Origin of the sequence: Pseudoalteromonas sp. 1CM17D (genome assembly GCF_023161805.1) — a bacterium.
Lineage (GTDB): Bacteria > Pseudomonadota > Gammaproteobacteria > Enterobacterales > Alteromonadaceae > Pseudoalteromonas > Pseudoalteromonas atlantica.
The window spans coordinates 116953-141961 of record NZ_JALNTP010000007.1 but is presented as its reverse complement, the minus strand read 5'-3'; the positions used below and the strand labels follow the sequence as shown (position 1 = coordinate 141961).

Sequence of the window (25009 nt, the reverse complement as noted above, 5' to 3'; positions counted from 1 at the left end):
TGCTTAAATGTTTATTTTAAGTACTAATTATACGCCCTGTGGCATAAATAGCACTTAGTTTATGTGTTACGCCACGCCACAATAAAGCTAATTGCAGACGCTGCTAATGTTACGCCTGCCGCTATGAGATCGTGCTGCAGATAACACAGTGCCGATACAATCAGTGTAGCACTGCCAAATAGGCTAAGTACTAGCGCTTTGTGTGACACTTTACTTGGCTGAGAATGCTGCATTTGCGGACTACGTTTTAAATTTTGATAAATTAAATCAGGTAGTTCTGGCATTTTTTCAGCCCAAAATGGCAAGTTAGCATACATTTGTTTCATTACTGATAACGGTCCAACTTGTTGTTTTACCCAATCTTCTAAAAATGGCTTAGCGGTTTTCCACAAATCAAGCTGAGGATAAAGCTGACGCCCTAAGCCCTCAACGTATAATAACGTTTTTTGTAATAATACTAACTGCGGCTGTACTTGCATATTAAAGCGGCGTGCGGTGTTAAATAAATTAACGAGTACATGACCAAACGATATCTCAGCCAGTGGCTTATTAAATATAGGTTCGCATACGGTACGAATTGCAAATTCAAACTCTTCTATGCTGGTATCAGGCGGAACCCAGCCCGAGTCAACATGTAGCTGAGCAACTTGGCGGTAGTCACGATTAAAAAAGGCGATAAAGTTTTCTGCGAGATAGCGTTTATCTTCTTTGTTTAATGTGCCAACAATGCCACAGTCGATACCAATATACATGGGGTTTTCAGGATGCTCGCGAGAGACAAATATATTGCCAGGGTGCATATCAGCATGAAAAAAACTGTCTCTAAATACTTGCGTAAAAAACACTTCTACACCGCGCTCAGCGAGTAATTTCATATTGGTATTTTGCGCAATTAACGACTCAGTATCTGAGACCGGGATTCCGTAAATACGCTCCATAACCAAAACGTTACTGCGGCTATAATCGCTATAAACAGCCGGGATATATAACGAATCAGAGCCTTCAAAGTTACGCTTAAGTTGGATGCCATTTGCGCCTTCGCGCATTAAATCGAGCTCATCTAACAAGGTTTTTTTATACTCTTTCACCACCTCGACAGGGCGTAACCTTTTTGCTTCGCTGTGTACATTGGCAAGTACTTTAGCGAGCTTTTCCATAAGTGCTAAGTCGGCATTAATTTGTGTTTTTATGTTTGGCCTAATCACTTTTATAACAACATCTTGAGTATTGTTATGGGCATCAACTAGCTTAGCAGTATGCACTTGTGCAATAGACGCTGAGGCCAATGGGGTTTGCGAAAACTCACTAAACAACTGGTTTATATCGCTAATTTCGAGGGCTTTTTCAATTATTTTTTGGGCAAGTTCGCCTTCAAAAGGCTCGACTTGGTCTTGCAAAAAAGCAAGCTCTAACGCAATGTCGTGAGGAAGTAAGTCTCGGCGGGTAGAAAGCATTTGGCCAAACTTAATCCACACTGGGCCAAGCTCTTGCAAGGCTATGCGCAGGCGCAAGCCCGCTGGTTTATTTTTGTGCTGGTTACGTAACCAAAACAAGCTACCACGCGCAATTTTAGCGTACCAAGGTATTTTTTGTTTTGGTATTAACTCATCTAATCCGTAGCTAAGTAATGTTTTAGTGATGTAATACAATCGAGCAGTCGACACAAAAAATCCTTAGCGGCTGTTGGTGTTAGAAGAGTTGATTAATGCATTTATGCGTTGTTCAATAGCGGCCACTTGCCCTTTTAACACTCGGTTTTGTTGTTTAAATTGTTCAAGCTCTAAAGGGTGAATAGTTACAGCGAGCTCATCTTGGCATAGGCTGGTTAATGTGGTGCTAATTTGCTGACGTGCTTTACGTTCTTTACTGCGTAAAGCGTTTAGCTGTATGTAAAGTTGTTGTGCGGGCGCATCGCCAATATAGTGCGATAGTTGCTCAGGCCAATCTATATCTAGCCCAGAAAATGCGGCGCTGTATGCCTGAGCGACGTTTAAGTCGCCTTGCAGGTCTAGCTTATCTTGACGAATGAGCTGTGTAAGCATGGCTGGGTCTTTAAGCGCCATGAGTGTATCTATATCTGCGCTGATCATACACTCCGCGCTATCTTCATCGCTGGCACTGTAAAGGTGTAATAGTTTACCATCAAAGGTTAATACTATTTGCTGCTGCCAATTGCGGATTTCGACCTTTAATGGTTTGTGTTTAACGGCACTGAGCTTATCTATTAAGGTGGCGTCGAGTTGCAGTACCTTATTAAGCACTCGCTCTATAAGCGAAAGTACAAAATTAGGTAACATAAAAAACTGCGAATCGGGTTTTGCTGCGATTACATGCTCGCTTTTTTGCTCAAACGCCATAATTGCCTGCCTTAATATTTAAAACCACGGTGCAGTGCAACAATACCACCGGTTAGGTTTTGATACGTTGTTTGTTCAAAGCCTGCTTCTTCCATCATTGCTTTTAAGGTTTCTTGGTCTGGGTGCATACGAATCGACTCAGCTAAGTATTGGTATGACTCGCTATCGTTCGCCACTACTTTACCCATAGTTGGTAATAGATTGAACGAGTAAAAATCGTACGCTTTACTTAAAATTTCATGCTCAGGTTTGGAAAACTCTAATACTAATAAACGTCCACCTGGCTTTAAAATACGGTACATAGAGCGAAGAGCTTTGTCTTTATCGGTTACATTACGTAGGCCAAAGGCAATCGTGATCACATCAAAGCTGTTATCTGGAAATGGCAGCATTTCGGCATTCATTTGCACGTAGTCGATATTGCCGACTAAACCCAAGTTGTGCAGCTTTTCACGGCCCACTTTTAACATTGATGAGTTAATGTCGCCTAAAACTACTTGGCCAGTGTCACCGACTAGCTGACTAAATTTTGCTGTTAGGTCACCAGTGCCGCCTGCTAAATCAAGGACGTGGTGGCCTTTGCGCACACCTGAGCTGGCTATAGTTTGACGTTTCCATAATCGATGTACACCAAAAGACATTAAATCGTTCATTACATCGTACTTTGCTGCAACCGAGTGAAATACGTCTGCAACCATTGAGGCTTTATCGTTTTCGGCTACGGTTTTATAGCCAAAATGCGTGGTCTTTTGCTCTGTTTCGTTCATGGTTAGTCTCTATCGTGGCAATAAAGACTAGTGTACTTGATTGTATACTGCAGGTGCAATTTGAATATGATTTATCAGGTAATTTAGCGTAAAACCTAGTGGCCAGCTGTAAAGCTACTTTGCCCCAGTGAGCGTGCTTTAAATGCCGCTTGCGAGGCTTTTTTAGCTAACTGGTTAAAGTCATCATTTTTGAGTTGCTGCGCTATGCCTAAAGATAAGTTAATGCCAGGCAGCTTAGTGCCGCTTTTTGAGCTAACAAAACGAAGTTTTTCTACGCCATTACGCACTTTTTCAGCAATAACATTGGCGGTTTCGGGGTCTATATCTGGCAGTAATACGGTAAATTGGTCCTTTGCTGTACGCCCAGGTAAACCACTTTGAAAGACATATTTTTTTACTTGTTTAGCCACTTTGTTCAAAATAACTTCGCCAATTATATCGCCGTAATTATCTACAAAATGATCTAAATTATCTATTTGAATAGCAATTGCGCAAATTGATTTGTCTTGGTTGCTCCATAGTTGGGTTTGCTGCGTTAAATAATGACGTTTATACAGCCCCGTTTGTGAGTCAATAATGTGCTGCTTACGTAATTGCGCAAGCTGTTTTTGGGTTTTTTCGTGTAACTTTTTAGCTTTATATAGCTCGTGTTTGAAGTGCTTGTGTTGCTCAAGTAACGTGGCTGATTGGGTGTTTAACGTATCGAGTGCTTGGCGGCTTTGCTCTATATTATTCTCATCAAGCGTGTGCATGCACTCACTTACTTGGCCGGCAAAGCTAACAATTTGTTTTTCGGTTGATTGCGCATTGCGCGACAGTGAATCAATAACCCCATTTACGTTATTAATCATTGCCACTTGCGTGGTATGCCCTTCGTTTAAAAACTCAAAGTAGAGCTGCTCAATCAAAATACTATCAATTTGGGCTTTATTAGTGATGGCCTCGTCTATGGCGTTATTTAGCTGAGGATTTACTTTACTAATATAGGTATAGGCAACGTGGTAATTTAACGGAGAGGGAGGCAGCGTATGACGTTCTAAAAACAGGCATACATTCGTCATTTTTTCTTGAGCTACAGCCATGGAATCATGGAACATCATTTTAACTACCAACTAAGTACGCATTAAATTACACATTAAAATAACTCTTCAATGAGGCGGCAATGCATCCAAGCTTTATTATTTTTTTACTACAATAATCGTTAAGCAGGCTATTTAAAAGTAAAAACCAGTATTAGTGAACTTAATTTTTTACTTTTGCTGCCTAATAGCTGATTTTATCATCAAAGAGCACGTATTTAGCTTAATTTAGGCGGGTTCAGCTTATTTTACGCGCTCCAATTAAGCGTGTGTTATTGAGATTAATCGCATTTATCTTGCTATTTACTCAGCCTACGATAGTTTTGTGAAATCTATTGTATGGTTAAGTAAAACTAAAATGAATTATTCCTTACCCCCGCGAATTTGCCGCACACTGCTTGTGCTATCACTTTTTGGCACGCTAAGCGCATGTACATTAACAAGCCGCAACGCAAACACACAATTTGAACAAGTGGCTCAAAGTATTGTTGATTACCGCAAACGTGTTAATCCCTACACTCAGCCTGAAGGGGTTGATGGCTATTTATTACCTAATTTATCGGCTGAATTTTTAAAGCGGCAATATGAGGAAAAAACAGCATTATTAAGTCGTTTAGATGCAATTGATAGCGATGAGCTTTCAAGTGAAAACAGTATTAACCTCAGTATTATTCGTGCGCAAGTACAAAATAGTGTTGATGAATATGTATTTAATGCGCACTACATGCCGCTAACTTCTGAGTATGGGTTCCATTCTAGCTTGTCTTATATGATTAATAGTTCGCAGTACAAGCAACCGCAACAGTTAGAAACGTATTTAGCCCGCCTTGAACAAGTGCCGCGCTTTTTTGAGCAAAACATACACTGGATGAAAAAGGGGCTCGAAACGGGGCTTACTCAACCACAAGCGGTATTAGCCGGGTATGAAGACTCAATAAGCGCATACATAGTAGATGATGTAACGCAGTCAGACTTTTACACCCCGTTTAAAACGAACACGGCAGGGCTAAGTGAAAACGACTTTAAAGCGATACAGCAAAAAGCTAAACGCATCATAAAAAATGATGTTATTGCCTCTTACAAAGCGTATTTAACATTTTTTACTACGCAATATCAGCCAGGTGCACGCACTACGATTGGTATTTCGCAAACCCCTAATGGCAAGGCATTTTATAAAAACCGCGCACAGTATTACACCACCACAAATATGAGCATTGATGAAATACATCAGCTGGGGTTATCTGAAGTGGCGCGTATCCGCAGTGAAATGCAGGCAATAATTAAAGAAGTAGGTTTTGAAGGCACGTTTGCCGATTTTATCCACTTTTTACGTACCGATCCGCAATTTTACGCCACCACTCCAGAGCAGCTATTAAAAGAAGCTGCTTATATAGCTAAAAAAATGGACGCGCAGCTGCCTAAGTTATTTCATACACTGCCACGTATGCCCTATGGCGTTGCACCTGTACCTGCAAATATAGCCCCTAAATATACAACCGGTCGCTATGTTGGCTCGAGCCGAAGCGATCAAGCAGGTTATTACTGGGTTAATACATATGCGCTAGATAAGCGCCCATTGTATGTATTAGAGGCGCTGACCTTACACGAAGCCGTACCAGGGCATCATTTACAAATATCGCTTAATGCAGAGCTTGAAAACTTACCAAGCTACCGACGTGATGCCTACCTTTCGGCTTTTGGCGAAGGGTGGGGGCTTTATTCTGAATACTTAGGTATAGAAGCAGGCTTTTACCAAGACCCATACAGCCGATTTGGCCGTTTAACCTATGAAATGTGGCGTGCAGCTCGTTTAGTGGTTGATACAGGCATGCACATGTACGGCTGGAGCCGCGAGCGCGCTATGAACTTTATGAGCGAAAACACGGCGCTTTCATTACACAATGTTAAAACCGAAACCGACCGCTATATTTCGTGGCCGGGGCAAGCTTTGTCGTACAAAATTGGCGAGCTGACTATCAAGCGTTTACGCACAGAGGCCGAGCAAGCGCTTGGGCCACGTTTTGATATTCGTGAGTTTCATCATCAAGTATTGCGTCATGGTTCTGTGCCGTTATCAGTGCTTGAAGAGCAAGTTCGTTTGTATATAAAAGCTGAGCTTGAAAACGCACAAAGCTAATTATCTAAAGGTATAAACCTTGAACAACGAAAGGTGTTGTGTCATTTTGACGCAACACCTTTTTTATTTTTAAAAACAGCCATCAAGGGGCCTTGGATGAGCGATTTTATTATTTTTAGTATTGATGTATTTGCGAGTATTTTTATTGTTGCATTAGGATTAATTGTACTTACCGTTATTGTTTTTTATTTTCGTGATATTACTCAAACAAAGCATGCAATTAGGCGAAATTACCCGGTTATTGGCCGCTTTAGGTACTTTTTTGAGCGCCAAGGCGAGTTTTTTAGGCAGTACTTTTTTGCCCTCGATAGAGAAGAAATGCCGTTTAACCGAGCAGAGCGTAGTTGGGTGTATCGTGCGGCAAAAGATGTCGATCGTACCGCTGCATTTGGTTCCACGCAAAGCTTAGAGGTAACAGGTACAGTGATGTTTATGAACTGTGCTTTTCCTACCCTAGATGAAGAGGCGCTGGACCCAAGTAATGTAACTTTAGGCCCATATTGTAAAACGCCGTACACCACTAATTCCTTGTTTAATATATCGGGAATGAGCTTTGGTGCGCTCTCAAAACCGGCTGTCAGAGCGTTATCAAAAGGGGCAAAATTAGCCGGCTGCTGGATGAATACCGGTGAAGGCGGGCTAAGCCCTTATCACTTAGAGGGCGGAGCCGATTTGGTGTTTCAAATTGGTACGGCTAAATATGGTGTGCGCGACGAGCTTGGAAATTTAAGTATTGATAAACTTAAAGAAATTGCGGCGCATAAAAACGTAAAAATGTTTGAGCTTAAATTAAGCCAAGGTGCCAAACCAGGTAAAGGCGGTATGTTACCTGGTAAAAAAGTTAATGCTGAAATTGCTAAAATAAGGGGCATCCCTGAGGGTAAAGATTCAATTAGCCCAAATGGGCACCCAGAGATCAAAAAGCCAAGCGACATATTAGATATGATTGCCACAGTACGAAACGCCACAGGCAAACCTACCGGCTTTAAAGCCGTTATTGGTGATTACACTTGGCTAGAAACACTATTTGCAGAAATAAACCATCGCGGGCTTGAATCAGCACCGGATTTTATCACTATTGATAGTGCCGATGGCGGTACGGGCGCAGCGCCACAACCCTTATTAGATTCGGTAGGTTTACCGCTGCGCGAAAGCTTACCGCTGGTTGTTAATATGCTTGAAAAACACGGCTTAACAGGGCGGGTTAAAGTCATTGTATCGGGTAAGTTAATTGTGCCCTCTAAGGTGGCATGGGCGCTTGCTTTGGGTGCTGATTTTGTTGTTTCTGCGCGTGGTCATATGTTTGCGTTAGGCTGTATACAGGCCATGCAATGTAATAAAGACACCTGCCCAACCGGTGTAACTACCCATAACGAGCGGCTACAGCGTGGGTTAAATGTTGCCGATAAAGCCCAGCGAGTTGCCAATTATAATAAATATATTCATTACGGTGCTGGCTTAATTGCCCACTCATGTGGTGTAACGAGTGCGCGGGAATTAAGGCGTAAACACGTGCGTATAGTGCAAGAAAGTGGGCTGTCGGAGCCGCTCGATAAAATTTACGAAAACTACCAATAACGGTATTAGTATAAAAAAGGCGCTTTGGCGCCTTTTTTAATTTAGCTGGCTTATTAATAAACTAAAAAAGGCATCTTTGTTGTCGCAGCTTTTGGCATTTAAAATAAGTTGCTCACCTAAGCTCAGCGCTTGTTTTTGTACTGCAAGGCGCGTATTTTCATCTTCAATGCTGTCAATATCTACCACATGCGCGAGCCCTATGGTGCGCCTAATTAGTTCTGTTCCACAATAACCTATGGCGTCTTGTAATACGGTTTTCATAAAGTACTGTGGGTAGCCCTCGGTATTAAGGGTGTTATCTGTGCTGTGGTTGGCAATTAAAGTTAACCATTGTTGCTCAAATAAATTATAGCTTTCAACAATGCAGCTAAGTAAATGCGTTTGATAGTTTCGCCGTGCTACAAACTCTTCAATATGCCCTGCTTGTGCGCAGTAATTTAATAGTAAATTGCCAATAAAAGAGCCTATATCAAAACCAACAGGGCCAAAAAAGCCAAACTCGGGGTCAATCACTTTAGTGGTATTGGTATCTACAAAAATACTGCCGCTGTGCATATCGCCGTGCAGCAATGTTTGCGGGTTAGATAAAAAATTAGCTTTTAATTTCGCAACTTCTAACTTAAGTACCGTGTTATCACGCAAAGCGTGTACATGTGTAGTAAGTTGCTCGTCAAAGTGATTGCGTTCGTGATCTGTATACGGATCGCTAAAAAATAAATCTTCTGTAATTTGGCAAAGCTCAGGGTTAGTAAATTGCTGTACGAGGGCCTTTTTATGCTGGGCGGTTAGGTAAAAATCTGAATTATAAAACCCGGTATGGCTTAAATACGTAGCTACGTGCTCAGCTAACTTAGGAAATTGCTCCGCGTTATTTTGCGCAGTGCGCAATATTTTTAAGTGACCTAAATCTTCTAAAATAGTAAGTGCGTAAGCTTGGTTATAGTGCAGTACTTTAGCGGTGTTTTGTGGGCAAATAGCGCCATGGTTAAGTAACACTTGCGCCTCAATACGGGCTCTATCAAGCGTGAGCGGCCATGATTCACCTACACAACGAGCATAAGGCAGTGCTTGCTTTAAAATAATGCTGTTATGGTGCTCATCGCTAATTCTAAATACCAAATTAAGGTTACCGTCACCAAATTCGTACGCAGTTAAGTGTGCGCCAGCATTAAAAAAATCATACTGCTTAGAGTCAATTAGCGAGTTTACATATTCAATTGCGCGTTGCGCATTAAACGCGACATAGTTAGCCATAGTGAGTTCTCAAATAACCTTTTTGGGCATTCTATACCTTTAAATGTTTAGATGTCTACAAGTCTAACTTGAGAGTTATTCAAACTGATGTAAAATACCCTTACGCATTTTATTTAAGCAGCCTCACCATGCAAAACCTTATCGCAAGCAGTTTAAAATATGAAAACGGCACATTAAGTGTGCTTGACCAGTATTTACTTCCTCATCAGCAGGTATGGCACGAATGCCATAGTGTTGAGACGATGAAGGAGCTGATCATCAGTTTAAAAATTCGTGGCGCACCATTAATAGGCTTAGGGGCGAGTTTGCTGGTTGCTCATTTAGCGCAGCAGGGGACAACTCAAGCGGCGCTTGCAAAAGCAATTGATGAGCTTGAAGCCACAAGGCCAACCGCTGTTAATTTAATGCATTGCATGGCTACATTAAGAGAGGCCCTTAAAAGCGATGACTTTGTAGCAGCAGTGGTGTGCAGCGCTGAGCGCCTTTTTATTGAAGACATTGCCCTATGTGAGCGCATGGCAACGCGCGGAGCTGAGCTTATAAACAGCGGCGACAATATTTTAACCCATTGTAATACCGGCGCATTAGCGACTGCTGGTATTGGTACAGCATTAGGCGTTATTTACAAAGCGCAGCAACAACACGGCAATATACATGTGTGGGTTGATGAAACGCGGCCCTTGTTGCAAGGCGGGCGTTTAACCGCGTTCGAACTTGAGCGCTGGCAAGTACCGTATACGCTTATTTGCGATAATATGGCAGCAAGCTTAATGGCCGCAGGCAAGGTAGATAAAATAGTGGTAGGCGCCGATCGTATTGCTGCTAATGGCGACTTTGCTAATAAAGTGGGAACTTATAATTTAGCTGTATTGGCCCATTTTCATGATATTCCTTTTTATGTTGTCGCGCCTTTAACTACGCTTGATACACAAACAGCTTGCGGTAGCGATATAGCAATAGAGCAGCGAAATAGCGCAGAGGTACGCGGCGTAAGTGGCAGTTTTGGTGAGGCGCTGTGGGCACCCACTAATGCCAATGTGTATAATCCCGCATTTGATGTAACACCTGCAAAACTAATAACAGCTTGGGTGTTAGATACCGGTGTTTACAATAAAAGTGATGTAGAGAGTGGGGCGTTAACAGCGCTTAAGTAGTTTTTAAACAGCGCTCCACTTATCCCTTTGTGGAGCGTATTACTTTTGCTATGCGAGCAACGGAAACTGCTTCGCAATTTCAGACTCGGTGCTTTTTGCAACCCAGCCCTCGGTATTATTAAATAATCGAATGGCGGTAAACTCTGGGTCGCTCCCCATATCAAACCAATGTGGGGTAAGAGTTGGGACCGAAATTAAGTCACCTTGCTGGCATAATACTTGGTAAATTTTGGCATCAATATGTAGGCAAAATAACCCTTGGCCTTTTACAAAAAAGCGAACTTCGTCTTCACTATGAGTGTGCTCAAATAAAAACTTTTCTCGCATTTGTGCCGCTGCAGGATTACCTTTTGCAAGCGAAATAACATCCACCGTTTGGTAGCCATTTTGCGCTTTTAAGCGCGCTATATCATTTTTATACGCTGCAATAATTTGCTCATTTGTGGTGTGCTCATTAATGGGTGCGGTTGCTTGCCATTGTTCAAAACGTACATTTACCTTTGCTAATTGCTGAGTAATTTCGCTTAAATCACAGGTGTTTACCAGCGCATTACTTGGATTGTTGTTAGCATAAATTGTTAATTGGCTCATGCAAATTGCTCCAATTTAACTGTGCTAAAGTCATGTACGTATGGGTGCGCGCTATGTGCTTGGCCATCACGGATTAAGTGCAAGGTTTTAAGCCCTGCGGCTTTGGCTGCATCAAGCTCATCTGCAACATCACTTAAAAACAAGATTTCGTTAGCACTAAAAGGGAGCTGATTAACTATAGTGTTATAGGCTGCTTGCTCTTGCTTTGCGCCGACTTTGGTATCAAAAAAATCGTTAAACAGGGGGCGAATATCGCCATAGTCACTGTATTTAAAGAGTAACTGCTGCGCCCTTACCGAGCCTGATGAATACACATAGAGTGCGGTACCTTGAGCGTGCTGAGCTTGTAAAAACTCAAACGCATCTGCGTATAGGTGGCCTTTAAAATCACCGTGCTCGTAGCCCGTTTGCCAAATTAGCCCTTGTATTTGCTTTAAAGGGGTAATTTTTTTATCTTCTTCAATCCACTTTAGTAACACGCTAATGACATTTTCTATATCGGCATCTGGCTCATTAATAATGGCTTTAACAGCCGCTATTTGCTCAGCGACATGGGTTTTATTTTCGTTTAAGCGCATAAACGTTGCTAGTTGTTTAGCTGCATACGGAAACAGCACCTCTTTTACAAATGAGATACGTGTTATGGTGCCTTCAATATCAGTTAAAATTGCTTTTATCATTATAGCTGTGCCCCAATACCTTCTATTTTTAACCGTTCCAGCTCGCAACTAAATAAAAACTCTAACCCTTCTAAATGGCGAAGTGCTTGCTTGTAATTACGCCCTACTACATAAACGCCATGCCCACGAATTAACACTGCATGTTCAATGGGTGTATGTAAGTGGTGATCGCTAAGCAGCAAGCTTAAGCGGTCTATGTCTTGGTCGTTTTCAAAAATAGGAATGCTGAGCGTATCTAAATGCGAAGTTACCCCACTGAGTGACTTTTGCATTTCGTAACCGCTTAAATTTAATGCATGGCTTTTAATTACACGCGATAGTACGGTGGCTGCTACTGAGTGAGTATGCAGTACCACGTTTGCGTGCGGAATAAGCTTATACATGCCTAGGTGCAGTTGCGTTTCGGCCGATGGGTTGCCAGCACCTTTAGTGCGATTACCTTGATGATCAAGCTCAATGAATGTGTGTGTACCGAGTTGACCTTTATCAAAGCCGCTAGCGGTAACCACATACCCTGTTGCGGTGCGCGCCGAAAAATTTCCGCCAGTGGCGGGGACCCAGCCTTTTTGACTGATCCATTTTCCGGCTTCAATAAGTTGCGAAATAGCGGTATTGTTGTGCATACATTCCTCACCAATGAGTGTAATACCAATGCGTAATAATACTTACATGCATTTGAGGCGCTAAACCAAACGCGAGCTGCGTTTTTGCTACCTCAAAATAGCTCAGTTAATTAAGCAAATTGATATAAAGCTATTTAATTTTAGACGGCTATACTTCTGTTTTAAGCAATGATAGCATCGCTTTAAGCGCAAAACCATCATTAAGGGCCTGTCGTGTTTGAAAGTAAATTACCAAATTTAAGTATTAGTATATTTAGCCAAATGAGTGGCTTGGCAAGTCAGCATTCGGCAATAAATTTATCGCAGGGTTTTCCTGAGTTTGATGCGCCAGAATTACTAAAAAACCAGCTAAATTTTTATGTTCAGCAAGGGGTTAATCAATATTCGCCATCCAGTGGTGTGCCCCGTTTACAGCAACAAATAGCAAATTTAGTTTCGCGTAAATACGCGGCTAATATTGATGCAGCTGAGCAAGTTACGGTAACGTCGGGCGCCACCGAAGCATTATTTGTGGCTATTCAAACTATAGTACGCCCCGATGATGAAGTCATTGTGTTTGACCCTGCTTATGACTCTTACCAGCCTGCCATTGAGCTTGCTGGCGGTAAAACAGTTCATATTGCATTGCATGCCCCCGATTATGCTATTGATTGGCAAGCTGTTCGCAGTGCAGTGAGCAAAAGCACGCGCGCTATAATTATTAATACGCCACACAATCCAAGCGGAAAAATACTTAAAAGCCATGATATAGACGCGCTTAAATCGTTAGTAAGCGATCACGATTTATATGTAATAAGTGATGAAGTTTACGAACACATTACCTTTGATGGCGATAAGCACTTAAGCATGCTTTGTGATGAGCAGCTGCGTGAAAAAAGCTTTGTTATATCAAGCTTTGGCAAAACGTTTCACAGTACCGGCTGGAAAATGGGGTACTGTGTTGCGCCTGGACCACTTGCTACTGAATTTAGAAAAATACACCAGTATGTTACTTTTTCAAGTTTTACACCTGCACAACACGCTTTGGCCGACATGCTTGAACAACAAGGCGAGCATGTCGATGAGCTGAGTAATTTTTATCAGCAAAAGCGCGATTTACTGGCACAGCACTTAAGTGACAGCCGTTTTAATATTTTACCAAGCCAAGGTACGTACTTTTTATTACTCGATTACAGTGAAGTGTCTGATCTTAATGATGTAGATTTTTGCCACTGGTTAGTAGAGCAAGCTGGGGTTGCTGCTATTCCTTTAAGTGTGTTTTATAAGCAACCTTCAAATGATAAAGTGATTCGACTGTGTTTTGCTAAAAACGATGAAACCTTAATAGAGGCCGCGCAAATATTATGTCAACTTTAACGCTTACACTCGTTCAAAGTGCGCTGCATTGGCTTGATAAAGACGCCAATTTAGCCATGTTTGATAAAAAATTAGCAGCGATGAGCGCTCAACCTGATTTAATTTTACTACCCGAAACCTTCGCCACAGGCTTTGCTATTAACCTTGATTGCGCAGAGCCCGAAAATGGCAAAGTGTTGAGCTGGCTAAAAACCCAAGCACATAAACATAAAGCCATTATTGCAGGTTCGGTTTTGGTTGCTCAAGGCGATAAAAAAGCGAATCGCTTTTATTGGGTGACCCCAAGTGGCGAGGTAAATTATTACGATAAACGTCATTTATTTCGCTTAGGCAGTGAGGGCGATTACGTTGTCGCAGGGCAAGCACGTAAAACGTTTGAAATTAACGGTTTTAAGTTACTGCCGCAAGTATGTTACGACTTGCGCTTTCCGGTTTTTCAGCGCAACAATAATGATTACGATGTAATGATAAACGTTGCTAACTGGCCTGCAGTTCGTCGCCATATTTGGGATACGCTATTAATGGCGCGCGCTATGGAAAACCTATGTTATGTAGTAGCCGTTAACCGTGTTGGCGATGATGGCAATGGTGTTGCGCACAATGGCGGCACGGCTGTATACGACTTTAAAGGCGATACAATCGCCAAAGCAAAAGACAATACACAAGAGTTACTTACCGTAACACTTGAAAAAGCACCGCTCGATGATTTTAAAGCCTCGTTTCCTGCTTACTTAGATGCCGACGCGTTTACCTTGGTATAAATCGTTAAGCATTAGCGCCTAGCCAATAAAGTGCTAAAATAGCCGCTGATATGTTTATTGGCGGCTTTATGAATACAACCCTTATTACACCGGTAATTTTAGCGGGCGGCATTGGCACACGGTTATGGCCGCTTTCTCGCCAAGCTATGCCTAAGCAATTTTTATCTCTGCTTGATAACAAACACTCACTATTACAAAGCACGTTAGCGCGTGTGTCGGGCAAGGGGTTTGCAAAGCCAATACTTGTTTGTAACGAGCAGCACCGCTTTATTGCTGCTGAGCAAAGTGCACAGGCCGCTCCTCATGCACTTTTGTTAGAGCCGCAGGGTAAAAATACCGCGCCGGCCATTGCGCTGGCAGCACACTACGCTTTACAGCAAGGCATAACAGGGCCAATACTGGTGATGCCTGCCGATCATCATATATCCAACTTTACTGAGCTCACACTTAAATTAAACGATGCAATTGAATTAGCCCAGCAAGGTATGTTGGTCACGTTTTCAATTACACCAACACAGCCCCACACTGGGTTTGGCTACATTAAGCAAGGTAGTAAAATAGTAGGCTCAAATTGCTATAAAGTGGCTGAGTTTAAAGAGAAGCCAAGCTTGGCTACCGCTGAGCATTATTTAACTCAAGGCGGTTATAGCTGGAATAGCGGGATGTTTTTATTTACACCACAAGCCTATTTAAATGAGCTAGAACGCTTTGCACCAAAAATTGCACACAGTGTAAGCGCGGCGGCTAATTTCTCTGACGATTTAGGGTTTACAAGGCCGGTAAGTGAGCCACTTCAAACCTGCCCAAGTGACTCTATCGATTACGCCATTTTAGAGCGCAGTAATAATGTAGCAGTGCTGCCTGTTGCTCTTAATTGGAGTGATGTAGGCAGCTTTAGTGCCTTGGCTAGCCTTATTAAAAAAGATGCACATGGCAATAATGAAAACGACAGCCATAGCGCGCAGAATAGTACTAATAATTTTGTTATAAGCGAAAACGATCACAGCGTTGCTACCCTTGGAGTTAGCGACTTAGCTATTATTCATACCCACGATGCCACCCTCGTTGCCAATAAAAACAAGCTCGATGGTCTGCCTTTATTGCTCAAGCAATTAGCGGTTAGCCAAAGTGATAAATTCAATCACCATCAGGTTGTGTATCGGCCATGGGGCAATTACCGCACTTTAGTAACAGGGGCAGGGTTTAAAGTTAAAAAAATAACCGTAAACAGCGGCGCTAAACTTTCAACGCAGCGCCATCAGCATCGTGCAGAGCATTGGGTGGTGGTATCGGGGATTGCCGATGTACGTATTGATAAGCAAGCATTAACACTTAGCCACGACCAATCTTGCTACATTGCAGCAAAACAAATACACAGCTTAGCGAACAATCAAAAAGAGCCGCTAATTGTCATTGAAGTACAAACTGGCGCCGTACTAGATGAAAGTGACATAGAGCGTTTTGATGATAAATATGGAAGAGAGTAAACAGCTTAATCTGCAATAGAAAAGCCCATTAACTCAACTGCCCGCGCACATACTTTAAGTATTGTTCTAGGCTTCGCTGCCATAGCTCTAACGCCTCATCTAACAGGTTGTTATGGGGTTTGTTATCAAGCAAGCGGCGCTCTATTTTTTTAAGCTCAATACCGTAACGGTTAAAGCCTAATTGCAGCGCGGTGCTTGCTTGGCGGTGCAATAATTTAATGCACTGCTCTGGTTGCTGGTCAATAAGTTCTTGGCATCGGGTTAGTTTAGTCCGTGCTGAGAGTACAAATTCATTGTAAATCGACGACACTTCATCCTCACTAAATGAGCTAGTTAGCGTTTCTGCTGCGGTTTCGTCGTATAAGGTATCTACTAGCTCTACAGCTATATTTGCAGTTTGATTGGATTGTGAATCACTCAGTGCTTGGCGAAGCTTTTGCTGCTTAATTGGTTTGCCTACTATGTCTTTTATTCCCAGGGCTAAGTATTCTTTTACCTCGTCAGGGCTTAAGCTTGCTGTAAAAGCCAGTACGGGCGTTCGCTGGTTTTTATGCTCCAAACGCTGCAAACGTTTTAATACTTCTTGGCCGGTAAAGTCTGGCAGGTTCATATCCAGTAAAATAACGTCAAAGTGATGCGTTTGCAGCAGTTCAATAGCGCTTTTGCCATCTTTGGCGAGCTTTATTTTATGCTCATCTTCGGCCATAAATTCAATGGCAATTTTTTGATTTAAATCTAAATCTTCGACTAGCAGTACTTCAAGGCCGGTTAAGTAGTCTTTGTTTTGATGTCGCTGCCCTACCAAACTAAGTTCCCCTAGCGTAAAGGTGGTAGTAAAGCTAAATACGCTACCAGTGCCTAGTTGACTGGTTATTTCTAAGCGGCTGCCTAGCTTTTCTAGTAAGCGGCTGGTGATGGCAAGCCCAAGGCCGGTGCCGCCTTTTTCTTTGCCGGCGCTACTTTGTACATAGGGTTCGGTTAAGTAGGCTATTTCGTCTTTTTCGATACCAGGGCCTGAGTCTTTAACGCTAATTTTAATGGTGTGTTCAAGTTGCCTGTCACTTATTAAATCAACCTGAATTTTTACTATACCGTGGTCGGTAAACTTAATGGCGTTACCAACAAGGTTAATAATAATTTGCCTTAATTTTTGCTGATCGCAGTAGTAACAGGCTTGTTCAGGGATATTACATACCAGTTCAAACTTAAGTTGTTTTTGCTCCGCTAATGGGCTGAGCAATAAACATAAATTGTTTAACCAAGTTTTAAATTCAATGTCTTCTTCGTAAAGTGCTTCATCACTTTGATCTAGGCTTGCGTAGTCGAGCACTTTATCAACCAGTAAATTTAACGACTCGGCTGAATTAATGATGGCCTCACAATAGGCTTTATTGCGGGTGTCGGTGCTTTGGTTCATAACCAATTGGGCGCTGCCTAATATGCCATTAAGGGGAGTGCGAATTTCATGGCTAATTGTTGATAAAAACAGGCCTCTAATTTCTAAATCTTTTTGGGCTTTGTCGGCCAGCTTGTTAAGGTTTTTTTCTCTGCGTTCATTACACAAAAGCGCCATACCGGCGGCATAAAACATAGGTGCAATAACGCCATTTAAAAACAGTAAGCTGCTAAACCATGGGCTTTGCAATAGCAGGGGTTGTTCAATATTAACCATAAATAGTGAGCGGCTAATAAAGCTCAGGCCAACTAAAGTTAATATTAAAATATAAACAATAGTACCGTTAGGATAGGGCTTTCGAGCATATTTAATAAATAAAAACAGCAAAAAAGCGGCTTCTGCAATGTGCTGTACATCCGAGACGTAAATTCGCTCGCGTAAAGAAGGGTCAATAAAAGAATAATACCCCAACATTACGGCGCTAAACGCGGTAAAGGAGCACAGTAGCTTAAAGCCAATACCCCGATAATCTAAAAATTGGCATATAGCCAAGCTGTGCACAATTGATGCGCCAAACATCATACTGCTGGCAATACTAATCACAATAAGGTTGTGCGTTTTGCCAATAAGCGTAAAGCCAATTACTGCGCCTAGTAATAAAACCGGGTAAAAAATATAAAGCAGAGTACCTGGGGTACTTTTGTTGGTACGCCATGTTAAAAAGTTAAGAAGGGTCATTACAATAATAACGGCAATGCTGGCAAAAAAGAGGGTAAATGAGTCGAGCATAGAGGTTCCAGCAATGGGTACTTTAAATAGAGTAATAAAAAGCGATTAATTTAACAAGCATGCAGCATAAACAAAAACAGGCACCATAAGTGCCTGTTTTTAAATTACGAAATTGATTAACGAATTTCGTCTGGAATGTTTTGTTGAGCCCAAGATAGTAGCTCAATACGGTTACGACATTTAGTTTTTCTAAATGCGCTGTATAAATGTGTTTTAACTGTGTGCGGGCTGATGCTTAAATCTTCAGCAATTTCTTTGTTTTTAGAACCCTTACTCATTAACGAGATTATTGCTTTTTCTCGTTTAGTGAGTTTAATTGGCTCTATGTCACCTTCGGTCAGCTTGTGTAGTGCGTCTTTATTAAACTGCAGCATGCGGTTTAATGCATTACACATAATGTCACGTCTGTACCAAAGCTGATCTTCTAAAAGTAAGCGAATACCTTTCATTAATACATCAGCGTTATCTGTCGTATAAAACACGCCACGAATACCGCTCAACAGCGCGCGGTTAGCGAGCTCTGGGTTTTCGTCTAGGTTAAATAATACGATATCGCACTTGGTGCGCAGGTTAACTAGCTGTTCTTTTAGTTTACCCCATGCATCGTTACTTGATGTTTCAATGAACAGTAATCGAGTCCCTTCTGGTACATCTAAAATATTTGTACCCGTGGTTACGTCAAGGCCTTGCGTTTTTAACAAAGGTTCTAAAACGTTAATGCCAATGGTGTTAATTGGCTCTTGATCTAATAACAAAAAGGCTGAACTGCTCATGTTTTTATACTCTTTTTATAAAGCTGACTAGTTAAGTTTATCACGACTTCCACACCTTTTGTATTAGAAAGTCGGGTTTCGCCTTGTGAACAAGTACGATTTTACGATTATTTAAACATAAGATGTTGCAAATAAGTAATTATTTTTCACTTTATATACATGATAAACCATAACATTTGTAACTAGCTAAATACTAATAATTCCAGTGAATTTTTATTATTAAATTTTTAATTTTTTAGCTTCTTGATACGGAGGCCAGCCCATTTCTTTGCCTGCAAGCATATGTAAATGTATGTGATACACGGTTTGCCCGCCGTGTTTATTGCAGTTCATTACTACTCTGTAGCCATCGTCACTAAAGTTAAATTGCTTGGCTAATTTAGCAGCAACCTCGTATAAATTTCCAACTAAATGTGAGTTTTCGCTGTTAATATCATTGATAGTGGCAATTGCTTTTTTTGGAATAATTAACACATGAAAAGGGGCTTGCGGGTTTATATCTTTAAATGCAAGGGTGGTGTCGTCTTCGTAAATAATGTCGGCAGGAATTTCGCGGTTAATAATTTTTGTAAATATTGTTTCTGTGCTCATAATCGTTTCAGTGTAAGGTTTGAATTTAAAGTCACTAATGACAAATTTTGTTTGCAGTGTCAAACTCAAAACAAATAAAGGAGTTTTTATGCGTAAACCAATGTTAATAACTGCAGCTGCGGCACTATTGATGAGTATGTCAGTAAGTGCCGGGAATATTCACTTTCCTGAAGAGTTAGTGCCTTTACAAGTCGGCGAAAGAGTGATTGAAAGCTCTTTATTTAGCCGCGTTGACGACATTGAACTTGCCCCTGGGTCTTATCGATTAAAATTAAAATACACCGATTTATACGAGCTAGGCTTTGACGACCATGAGGTAATAGAGTCTGAACCGTTTTGGGTAGATATTACTATTGACGATAACAAAGACTACGACATGGTGTTTAATCGTGCCGATAACGCGGTATCAGCGAAAATATTTGCTGAGGCACCACAGGTAAGTTTAAAAGCAAAGGGCGCGTCTGTGGCACAGCCGCTTAGTGTTATTTCAAATACACAGCTTGCAAGTCAAAAGCCTGCTTTACAAAATACGGTGCCAGCGGGTCCAACGCGTCCAAGCCAACCTATAAAGCCTATTGCGCCTATTAATGGCAAAGGCATGCCAAGTGCACCGCAAATGCTAGAATTTTGGTGGCAGCAAGCAACGATTGCTGAGCGAAAGGCCTTTTTAGAAAAGGTGACGAACCAAGGCGCTGAATAATAAACTTATCTCAAGCTACTAATGTTAAGCGCTAACTGCGCTGAACTTAGTTACAGTTTTAGTTTGAGAAAATTACAGTATTAAAAAAGGCCGATAAATCGGCCTTTTTAATGGTTTTGCTGTTTTACCCAAAAGGTCTAAACACCTTTTGGGGTGGCACAGGTTGCTTATTTATCAAATAAAGCGTCAATGGTGCCTTGTGCAAGTGGGTGGTAGCCTGGACGAGCTTTGATGTATACATCATGTGCCCACTCACGCTTACCATTTTTAATAAGTGCTTTGTATAACGGCACAATTAATTTACGGCGGCCAATACCTGATAAGTGCTTATCAAGCGCTGGGTAAATAGGTTGGTAACCATTACCTACCGCTAACATAAACCATGCAAACGCGCGCTCTGCATTGGTTGATTTCGTTAAGTTAAATTGCTTATCAAGCTCGCTCATTTTATCTAAGCTTAAATCACGTGGTAGGTTATTTAAAAAGTGTAACCACTCGTGCACTGTCCATTGAGCCGTAGGTAATTGTGCTGCGCTTGTTTCACCTTTTAACCATGCTGCGCTTGCTGTATCTACTTTATCAAACGCATCCGATGTTGGGTTAGGTGCATCGCTTGGTAAACCTGGCTCAAAAATCCACTCATTCACTTTATCCATGCTTACAACGCCTGGATATTTTTCAATTAAGTTAGCTTTTAAGTAAGTAACAAATTGCGCAGTAGTCAGCGATTTAAATGCAAACTCATTAAAGTAGGTCTTAACAAAGTCATCAAACTTATCTCGGCCGTATTTTTCTTCTAGGTAGATTAAAAATAGCTGCCCTTTAGTGTATGGCACTGAGCTAAATGCATCATCTGGATCGCGGCCATTAAGTATTAAATTAAGGCGAGTATCGGGTGCATCAATGGTTTTAAGCTGAGCACGTAAGCCTGCTGCATCTAAAGCTTGCTCCATTACGGCGCGGTCGCGGCCAAACACTTCTTCCATGATGCGGTTTTCAACGTACGAGGTAAAACCTTCGTTTAACCATAAATCTTCCCACGTAGCGTTGGTAACTAAGTTACCAGACCAAGAGTGTGCAAGCTCATGGGCAATAAGGTTTACTAAGCTTTTATCGCCAGCAACTACGGTAGGGGTAATAAACGAAAGACGCGGGTTTTCCATACCACCAAACGGAAAGCTAGGCGGTAACATTAATAAATCGTAACGGCCCCATGCATACTCACCATACATTTCGTTGGTTTTGTCGATCATGGCTTGGGTGTCGTTAAACTCGGCAACCGAAGCGTCTAAAATTTCAGGCTCGGCAAATATACCAGTTTGTTTTGACATGGCTTTAAATTCTAAATTACCTGCACCAATCGCAATTAAGTACGGCGAAATAGCTTGTGGCATCTCAAAGTGGTAGTCGCCATCTTTGTATAGTGCGTCTTTGTTATCGGCGCTCATTACGGCACGTATATCTTTTGGTGTATGAATACGGGCAGAGTAAGTAACGCGCATGGCAGGGGTATCTTGTACTGGCAACCAGCTACGAGCGTGAATAGCCTGCGATTGGCTGTACATAAACGGGTGCGTTTTGCTAGCTGTTTGCTCTGGTGTTAACCATTGCAGGCCAGATGCTTCTGGGCGGCTGTTGTAGTAAATACGTACTTTTGGCGCTTGGCTTTTTAAAGTAATTGTTAGTTTTGAGCCTTTAACATCATCGCGATCTGCCAGTGTAAATTTAGCTTTGTGCCAATCGCCCGAGGTGTCTTGGTACATTACTTTATCAATGTCTAAGTCGCGGGTATCAAGTACCAGCTTTTTACTCGTGTCATTGTTCCACTTTAGCGTGTGCTCAACAAAACCTTCTAATTGCTTGTCGGCAAAATCGACATCTAAATCAAGGTTTAAGTGTGTTGTTACCACATCATCTAGGTTGGCGTATGAGTTTTGATCAATCGCGTTTGCCATTGCTTGCGAGCACATACCGGCCATAGCGAGGCTTAAAAAAAGAGGTTTAATTTTCATAAAATACCCTGAACACTAATAATAAGTGCAGGTTTTATATCATGATTGATACAGCGGGTTGAGTGATTTTTACATTCTTTGCGACAATAAGGTAAACTACTGCGATTAGTTACCAGTACACTCAGAGACCTTTGTGGCGCACTCATTAAAACCTTTACATACCTTTGCACTAAACAATCAATGCCAGCATTTTGTTGATATAACCTCGGTTGAGCAACTTAAAGCACACCGTTTTAGTGCTCCGTTTTGTTTATTAGGGGAAGGTAGCAACACAATATTTTTAGAAAACTACGCAGGCACCGTAATTAAAATGGCCACTAAGGGCATTACTATTACCGAGCGTGAAAATGACGTATTAGTGAGTGCAGCTGCGGGCGAGAACTGGCATAAGCTAGTAAGCTATTTACTTGATAAAGATATTGCAGGGCTTGAAAACCTAGCCCTTATTCCGGGCACCGTTGGGGCGTCGCCGGTACAAAACATTGGTGCTTATGGTGTTGAGCTTGCTCAATTTGTAGAGTCGGTTGAATACATTGATATAGCCACAAAAACCAAGGTGACTTTAACTAACGCACAGTGTGAGTTTGCTTATCGTGACTCTATTTTTAAACATGCTTTAAAAAACAAAGCGGTGATCACTCAAGTTAATTTAGCGCTCCCTAAGAAGTGGCAGCCAATTTTAAGTTATGGCCCACTCAAAGTATTGCAAAATCCCACCCCTAAAATGGTATTTGAGCAGGTTATTGAAATTCGTAACGCTAAGCTGCCAAACCCATACACTTTAGCCAATGCGGGTAGTTTTTTTAAAAATCCGATTATTAGCAATGCGCATTTGGAAGCGCTGCTCGTGCGGTTTAATGATTTACCGCATTACCCCTATGGGGAAAGCCATCACAAAGTGGCGGCAGGTTGGCTAATTGACCAAGCGGGCTTGAAGGGCTTTACAGTAGCAGGGATTGAGGTGCACCAGCAGCAGGCGCTGGTATTAGTTAATCATGGTGATAGTAAAGGAAGCGATTTAATTACTATGATCACGCATATACAAAATACGGTGTTTGCACGTTACGGCATAATGCTAGAGCACGAAGTAAGGCTTATAAACACAAAGAGTGAATGCCATATTATTACGGAGCACGCGTAATGAAAGCACCAGATGGAAATAAACTAGCTATATTAAACGCACTTAACCAAGGTGGCTTTGTATCGGGCCAAGTCCTTGGCGAGCAGCTGGGTATAAGCCGTGCTGCAGTAAGTAAACATATTCAAACACTGCAAGACATGGGGCTCGATATATTTAAAGTGACGGGTAAAGGTTACAGTTTAAACAATGCGGTGGGTTTGCTAAACCAAGCCGATATAACCAAACATTACCATGCATTAGGTGCCAATACAGCCCAAGTAGAAGTACACCCTATTATAGATTCAACCAACAGCGAGCTAATGCGCCGTATTCAAAATAAAGTCGCGCTTGAGTCTGGCACTGTTGTGGTTGCCGAAATGCAGCAAGCCGGGCGCGGAAGGCGAGGGCGGGTATGGCAATCTCCATTTGGGGCTAATTTATATTACAGTTATTTTTGGCGCTTAGATGATGGTCTGCAAGCTGCTATGGGTGTATCAATTGCAGTAGGGCTTGCGGTATACGATGCTATAAAAGCACTTTACGATATAGACATTGAACTTAAATGGCCAAACGATATATACATAAATAAGCAAAAACTAGCCGGAGTATTAGTTGAGCTAGATGGGCAACCGCAAGGCCCTTGTCAGCTAGTCATTGGTATTGGCATAAATCTACACATGCCGCAAAACACCAGCGAACACATTGACCAAGCATGGACAGATTTAAGCCAACACACCACCGCGCTTGATAAAAACCAGTTAGTTGCTTCGCTTACCTTTTATTTAGAGCAGCGTTTGTCAGATTACCAGCAAGACGGGCTAAACAGCATGTACGCACAGTGGAACGCCCTAAACGCCTTTGCAGGAGAATGCGTAGAGCTAAATACGGGGCACAGAAGCTGGCGGGGTATTTGTGAGGGTATAGATCAGCACGGCGGAATACGTATTCGCCAAGACGGCGAAGTTAAAAGTTACTATGGCGGCGAAATCTCGTTAAGAAAGGCCGAATTATGAAACTGCTAATAGATGTAGGTAATACGTCATTAAAAGCGGCCTTATGGCGCGAGCAACAAGCAAAGCCCGTTTCTATGAGCGACGTGCCGTGGCAAGCAATAACTGAGGTTGTGTATGCTTGTGTAGGTAACAGTGAATTATTAAATGACGCGCTCACATTAGCCGCCAAAAAAAGCATTCCGTGTTGTGAGGCGCATGTTAGTAAAAATCTCAGTGGCTTAAGCTGCGCATATGAACAGGTTAGCAATTTAGGTATTGATCGCTGGCTTGCGCTGGTGGCAGGTTTTACCCTTTTCCCTAACACACCATGCATTATTGTTGATGCTGGCACTGCAACCACTATTGATGTATTGAGCGGCGAAGGCGAGCACTTAGGGGGCTGGATATTGCCCGGCCTTGATTTAATGACTCGCTCATTAACACAAAATACTCAACGCGTGTTTGATGATGCCAATACCCCCTTTTTAAACGAGCTAGGTAAAAACACACCCAACGGATTAAAAAATGGCGCACTGGTGGCAACATTAGGCGCTATTGAACAGGCCAAATATCAACTCAAACACGTAACAGGCGAGCAAAAACCACAAATTTTGTGCGCAGGTGGTTACGGTTTACTGTTACAGCAACAAATAAGTGGCAGTATTTTTGATTCTTTATTGGTTATGAAAGGATTAAATTATTGGCATGAGCTAAGTAAAAACGACGAAAAACGGCAAAATTAAGCACTTTTGCATGAATTGTGAGCATTTAAGCTAAAAAATTACATTTTTTTTAATTTTATAGTTGCATCA

The 25009-nt window shown here is 41.9% G+C and carries 22 protein-coding genes; 10 read left to right on the top strand and 12 right to left on the bottom strand.

All coding sequences use genetic code 11. From position 1 onward, the window contains the following. Window positions 1–59 precede the first annotated feature (59 nt). From ubiB to MSC25_RS13535, 4 genes are all read right to left on the bottom strand, one after another. Window positions 60–1664 (bottom strand): ubiquinone biosynthesis regulatory protein kinase UbiB, encoded by a 1605-nt coding sequence (gene ubiB / locus MSC25_RS13550; RefSeq protein ID WP_248443722.1) that lies wholly within the window; start codon window positions 1662–1664, stop codon window positions 60–62. Between the two features lie 9 nt (window positions 1665–1673). Continuing rightward, on the bottom strand, window positions 1674–2357 hold the full coding sequence (locus MSC25_RS13545) for an SCP2 sterol-binding domain-containing protein (RefSeq protein WP_121638145.1): 684 nt from the start codon (window positions 2355–2357) through the stop codon (window positions 1674–1676). Between the two features lie 11 nt (window positions 2358–2368). Beyond that, window positions 2369–3124 (bottom strand): bifunctional demethylmenaquinone methyltransferase/2-methoxy-6-polyprenyl-1,4-benzoquinol methylase UbiE, encoded by a 756-nt coding sequence (ubiE, locus tag MSC25_RS13540; protein ID WP_004587478.1) that lies wholly within the window; start codon window positions 3122–3124, stop codon window positions 2369–2371. 95 nt (window positions 3125–3219) lie between these two features. After that, window positions 3220–4206 (bottom strand): GGDEF domain-containing protein, encoded by a 987-nt coding sequence (locus tag MSC25_RS13535; RefSeq protein WP_055019619.1) that lies wholly within the window; start codon window positions 4204–4206, stop codon window positions 3220–3222. A 355-nt stretch (window positions 4207–4561) separates the two neighbouring features. Here MSC25_RS13535 and MSC25_RS13530 point away from each other — a divergent pair, with 355 nt between their 5' ends. Further along, on the top strand, window positions 4562–6340 hold the full coding sequence (locus MSC25_RS13530) for a DUF885 domain-containing protein (RefSeq protein WP_248443720.1): 1779 nt from the start codon (window positions 4562–4564) through the stop codon (window positions 6338–6340). A gap of 96 nt (window positions 6341–6436) precedes the next feature. Beyond that, window positions 6437–7918 (top strand): FMN-binding glutamate synthase family protein, encoded by a 1482-nt coding sequence (locus MSC25_RS13525; protein WP_004587481.1) that lies wholly within the window; start codon window positions 6437–6439, stop codon window positions 7916–7918. A 36-nt stretch (window positions 7919–7954) separates the two neighbouring features. Here the strand turns inward: MSC25_RS13525 and mtnK are convergent, their stop codons facing one another. Further along, window positions 7955–9172 carry an S-methyl-5-thioribose kinase gene (gene mtnK / locus MSC25_RS13520; RefSeq protein ID WP_248443718.1) on the bottom strand — a complete coding sequence of 406 codons (1218 nt, stop codon included), beginning with the start codon at window positions 9170–9172 and terminating at the stop codon, window positions 7955–7957. Window positions 9173–9300: 128 nt separating this feature from the next. On the opposite strand from mtnK, the gene mtnA reads away from it, so the two are divergent. Continuing rightward, the gene (gene mtnA, locus MSC25_RS13515) at window positions 9301–10326 is read left to right on the top strand and encodes an S-methyl-5-thioribose-1-phosphate isomerase (RefSeq protein WP_248443716.1); all 1026 of its coding nucleotides are present in this window, start codon (window positions 9301–9303) and stop codon (window positions 10324–10326) included. A 48-nt stretch (window positions 10327–10374) separates the two neighbouring features. On the opposite strand, the gene MSC25_RS13510 is transcribed toward mtnA, so the two are convergent. Genes MSC25_RS13510 through MSC25_RS13500 form a run of 3 tightly spaced genes read right to left on the bottom strand, consistent with a single transcriptional unit; the run spans window position 10375 to window position 12220 of the window. After that, a complete protein-coding gene (locus MSC25_RS13510; RefSeq protein WP_029772882.1) occupies window positions 10375–10917 on the bottom strand; it encodes an acireductone dioxygenase in 543 nt (180 codons plus the stop codon). Beyond that, window positions 10914–11597, bottom strand: a complete 684-nt coding sequence (gene mtnC / locus MSC25_RS13505) for an acireductone synthase (RefSeq protein ID WP_138577409.1) — start codon at window positions 11595–11597, stop codon at window positions 10914–10916. The genes MSC25_RS13510 and mtnC overlap by 4 nt, the downstream gene beginning before the upstream one ends. Continuing rightward, window positions 11597–12220 carry a methylthioribulose 1-phosphate dehydratase gene (locus MSC25_RS13500; protein ID WP_004587487.1) on the bottom strand — a complete coding sequence of 208 codons (624 nt, stop codon included), beginning with the start codon at window positions 12218–12220 and terminating at the stop codon, window positions 11597–11599. Before MSC25_RS13500 ends, mtnC begins: the two co-directional genes overlap by 1 nt. A 213-nt stretch (window positions 12221–12433) precedes the next feature. On the opposite strand from MSC25_RS13500, the gene MSC25_RS13495 reads away from it, so the two are divergent. The 3 genes from MSC25_RS13495 (at window position 12434) to MSC25_RS13485 (ending at window position 15824) form a co-directional block, all read left to right on the top strand. Continuing rightward, entirely contained in the window at window positions 12434–13576 is a 1143-nt protein-coding gene (locus tag MSC25_RS13495) for a methionine aminotransferase (protein ID WP_248443714.1), read from the top strand. Beyond that, window positions 13564–14337, top strand: coding sequence for an amidohydrolase (locus MSC25_RS13490; RefSeq protein WP_248443712.1), 774 nt, complete (start codon window positions 13564–13566; stop codon window positions 14335–14337). The genes MSC25_RS13495 and MSC25_RS13490 overlap by 13 nt, the downstream gene beginning before the upstream one ends. A gap of 68 nt (window positions 14338–14405) precedes the next feature. Further along, window positions 14406–15824, top strand: coding sequence for a mannose-1-phosphate guanylyltransferase/mannose-6-phosphate isomerase (locus tag MSC25_RS13485; RefSeq protein WP_248443711.1), 1419 nt, complete (start codon window positions 14406–14408; stop codon window positions 15822–15824). A gap of 28 nt (window positions 15825–15852) precedes the next feature. Here the strand turns inward: MSC25_RS13485 and MSC25_RS13480 are convergent, their stop codons facing one another. From MSC25_RS13480 to MSC25_RS13470, 3 genes are all read right to left on the bottom strand, one after another. After that, window positions 15853–18009: an ATP-binding protein gene (locus MSC25_RS13480; RefSeq protein WP_248443709.1), complete on the bottom strand. Its 2157-nt coding sequence runs from the start codon at window positions 18007–18009 to the stop codon at window positions 15853–15855. Window positions 18010–18125: 116 nt separating this feature from the next. Continuing rightward, complete coding sequence (locus MSC25_RS13475) at window positions 18126–18782, bottom strand: response regulator transcription factor (protein WP_004587492.1); 657 nt, start codon at window positions 18780–18782, stop codon at window positions 18126–18128. A 219-nt stretch (window positions 18783–19001) separates the two neighbouring features. Further along, window positions 19002–19373, bottom strand: coding sequence for a histidine triad nucleotide-binding protein (locus tag MSC25_RS13470; RefSeq protein WP_004587493.1), 372 nt, complete (start codon window positions 19371–19373; stop codon window positions 19002–19004). A gap of 88 nt (window positions 19374–19461) precedes the next feature. Between MSC25_RS13470 and MSC25_RS13465 the strand changes: the two genes are divergently transcribed. Further along, the gene (locus tag MSC25_RS13465; protein ID WP_029772876.1) at window positions 19462–20073 is read left to right on the top strand and encodes a DUF2057 domain-containing protein; all 612 of its coding nucleotides are present in this window, start codon (window positions 19462–19464) and stop codon (window positions 20071–20073) included. A gap of 167 nt (window positions 20074–20240) precedes the next feature. On the opposite strand, the gene MSC25_RS13460 is transcribed toward MSC25_RS13465, so the two are convergent. Then, window positions 20241–22085: a M1 family metallopeptidase gene (locus MSC25_RS13460; RefSeq protein ID WP_248443708.1), complete on the bottom strand. Its 1845-nt coding sequence runs from the start codon at window positions 22083–22085 to the stop codon at window positions 20241–20243. A gap of 133 nt (window positions 22086–22218) precedes the next feature. On the opposite strand from MSC25_RS13460, the gene murB reads away from it, so the two are divergent. From murB to MSC25_RS13445, 3 genes are read left to right on the top strand one after another with little or no spacing between them, the layout of a single operon-like run. Next, window positions 22219–23226, top strand: a complete 1008-nt coding sequence (gene murB / locus MSC25_RS13455) for a UDP-N-acetylmuramate dehydrogenase (RefSeq protein WP_248443707.1) — start codon at window positions 22219–22221, stop codon at window positions 23224–23226. Further along, complete coding sequence (gene birA, locus MSC25_RS13450; protein WP_248443706.1) at window positions 23226–24218, top strand: bifunctional biotin--[acetyl-CoA-carboxylase] ligase/biotin operon repressor BirA; 993 nt, start codon at window positions 23226–23228, stop codon at window positions 24216–24218. Before murB ends, birA begins: the two co-directional genes overlap by 1 nt. Beyond that, window positions 24215–24940, top strand: coding sequence for a type III pantothenate kinase (locus tag MSC25_RS13445; protein WP_248443705.1), 726 nt, complete (start codon window positions 24215–24217; stop codon window positions 24938–24940). Before birA ends, MSC25_RS13445 begins: the two co-directional genes overlap by 4 nt. Window positions 24941–25009: the final 69 nt, after the last annotated feature.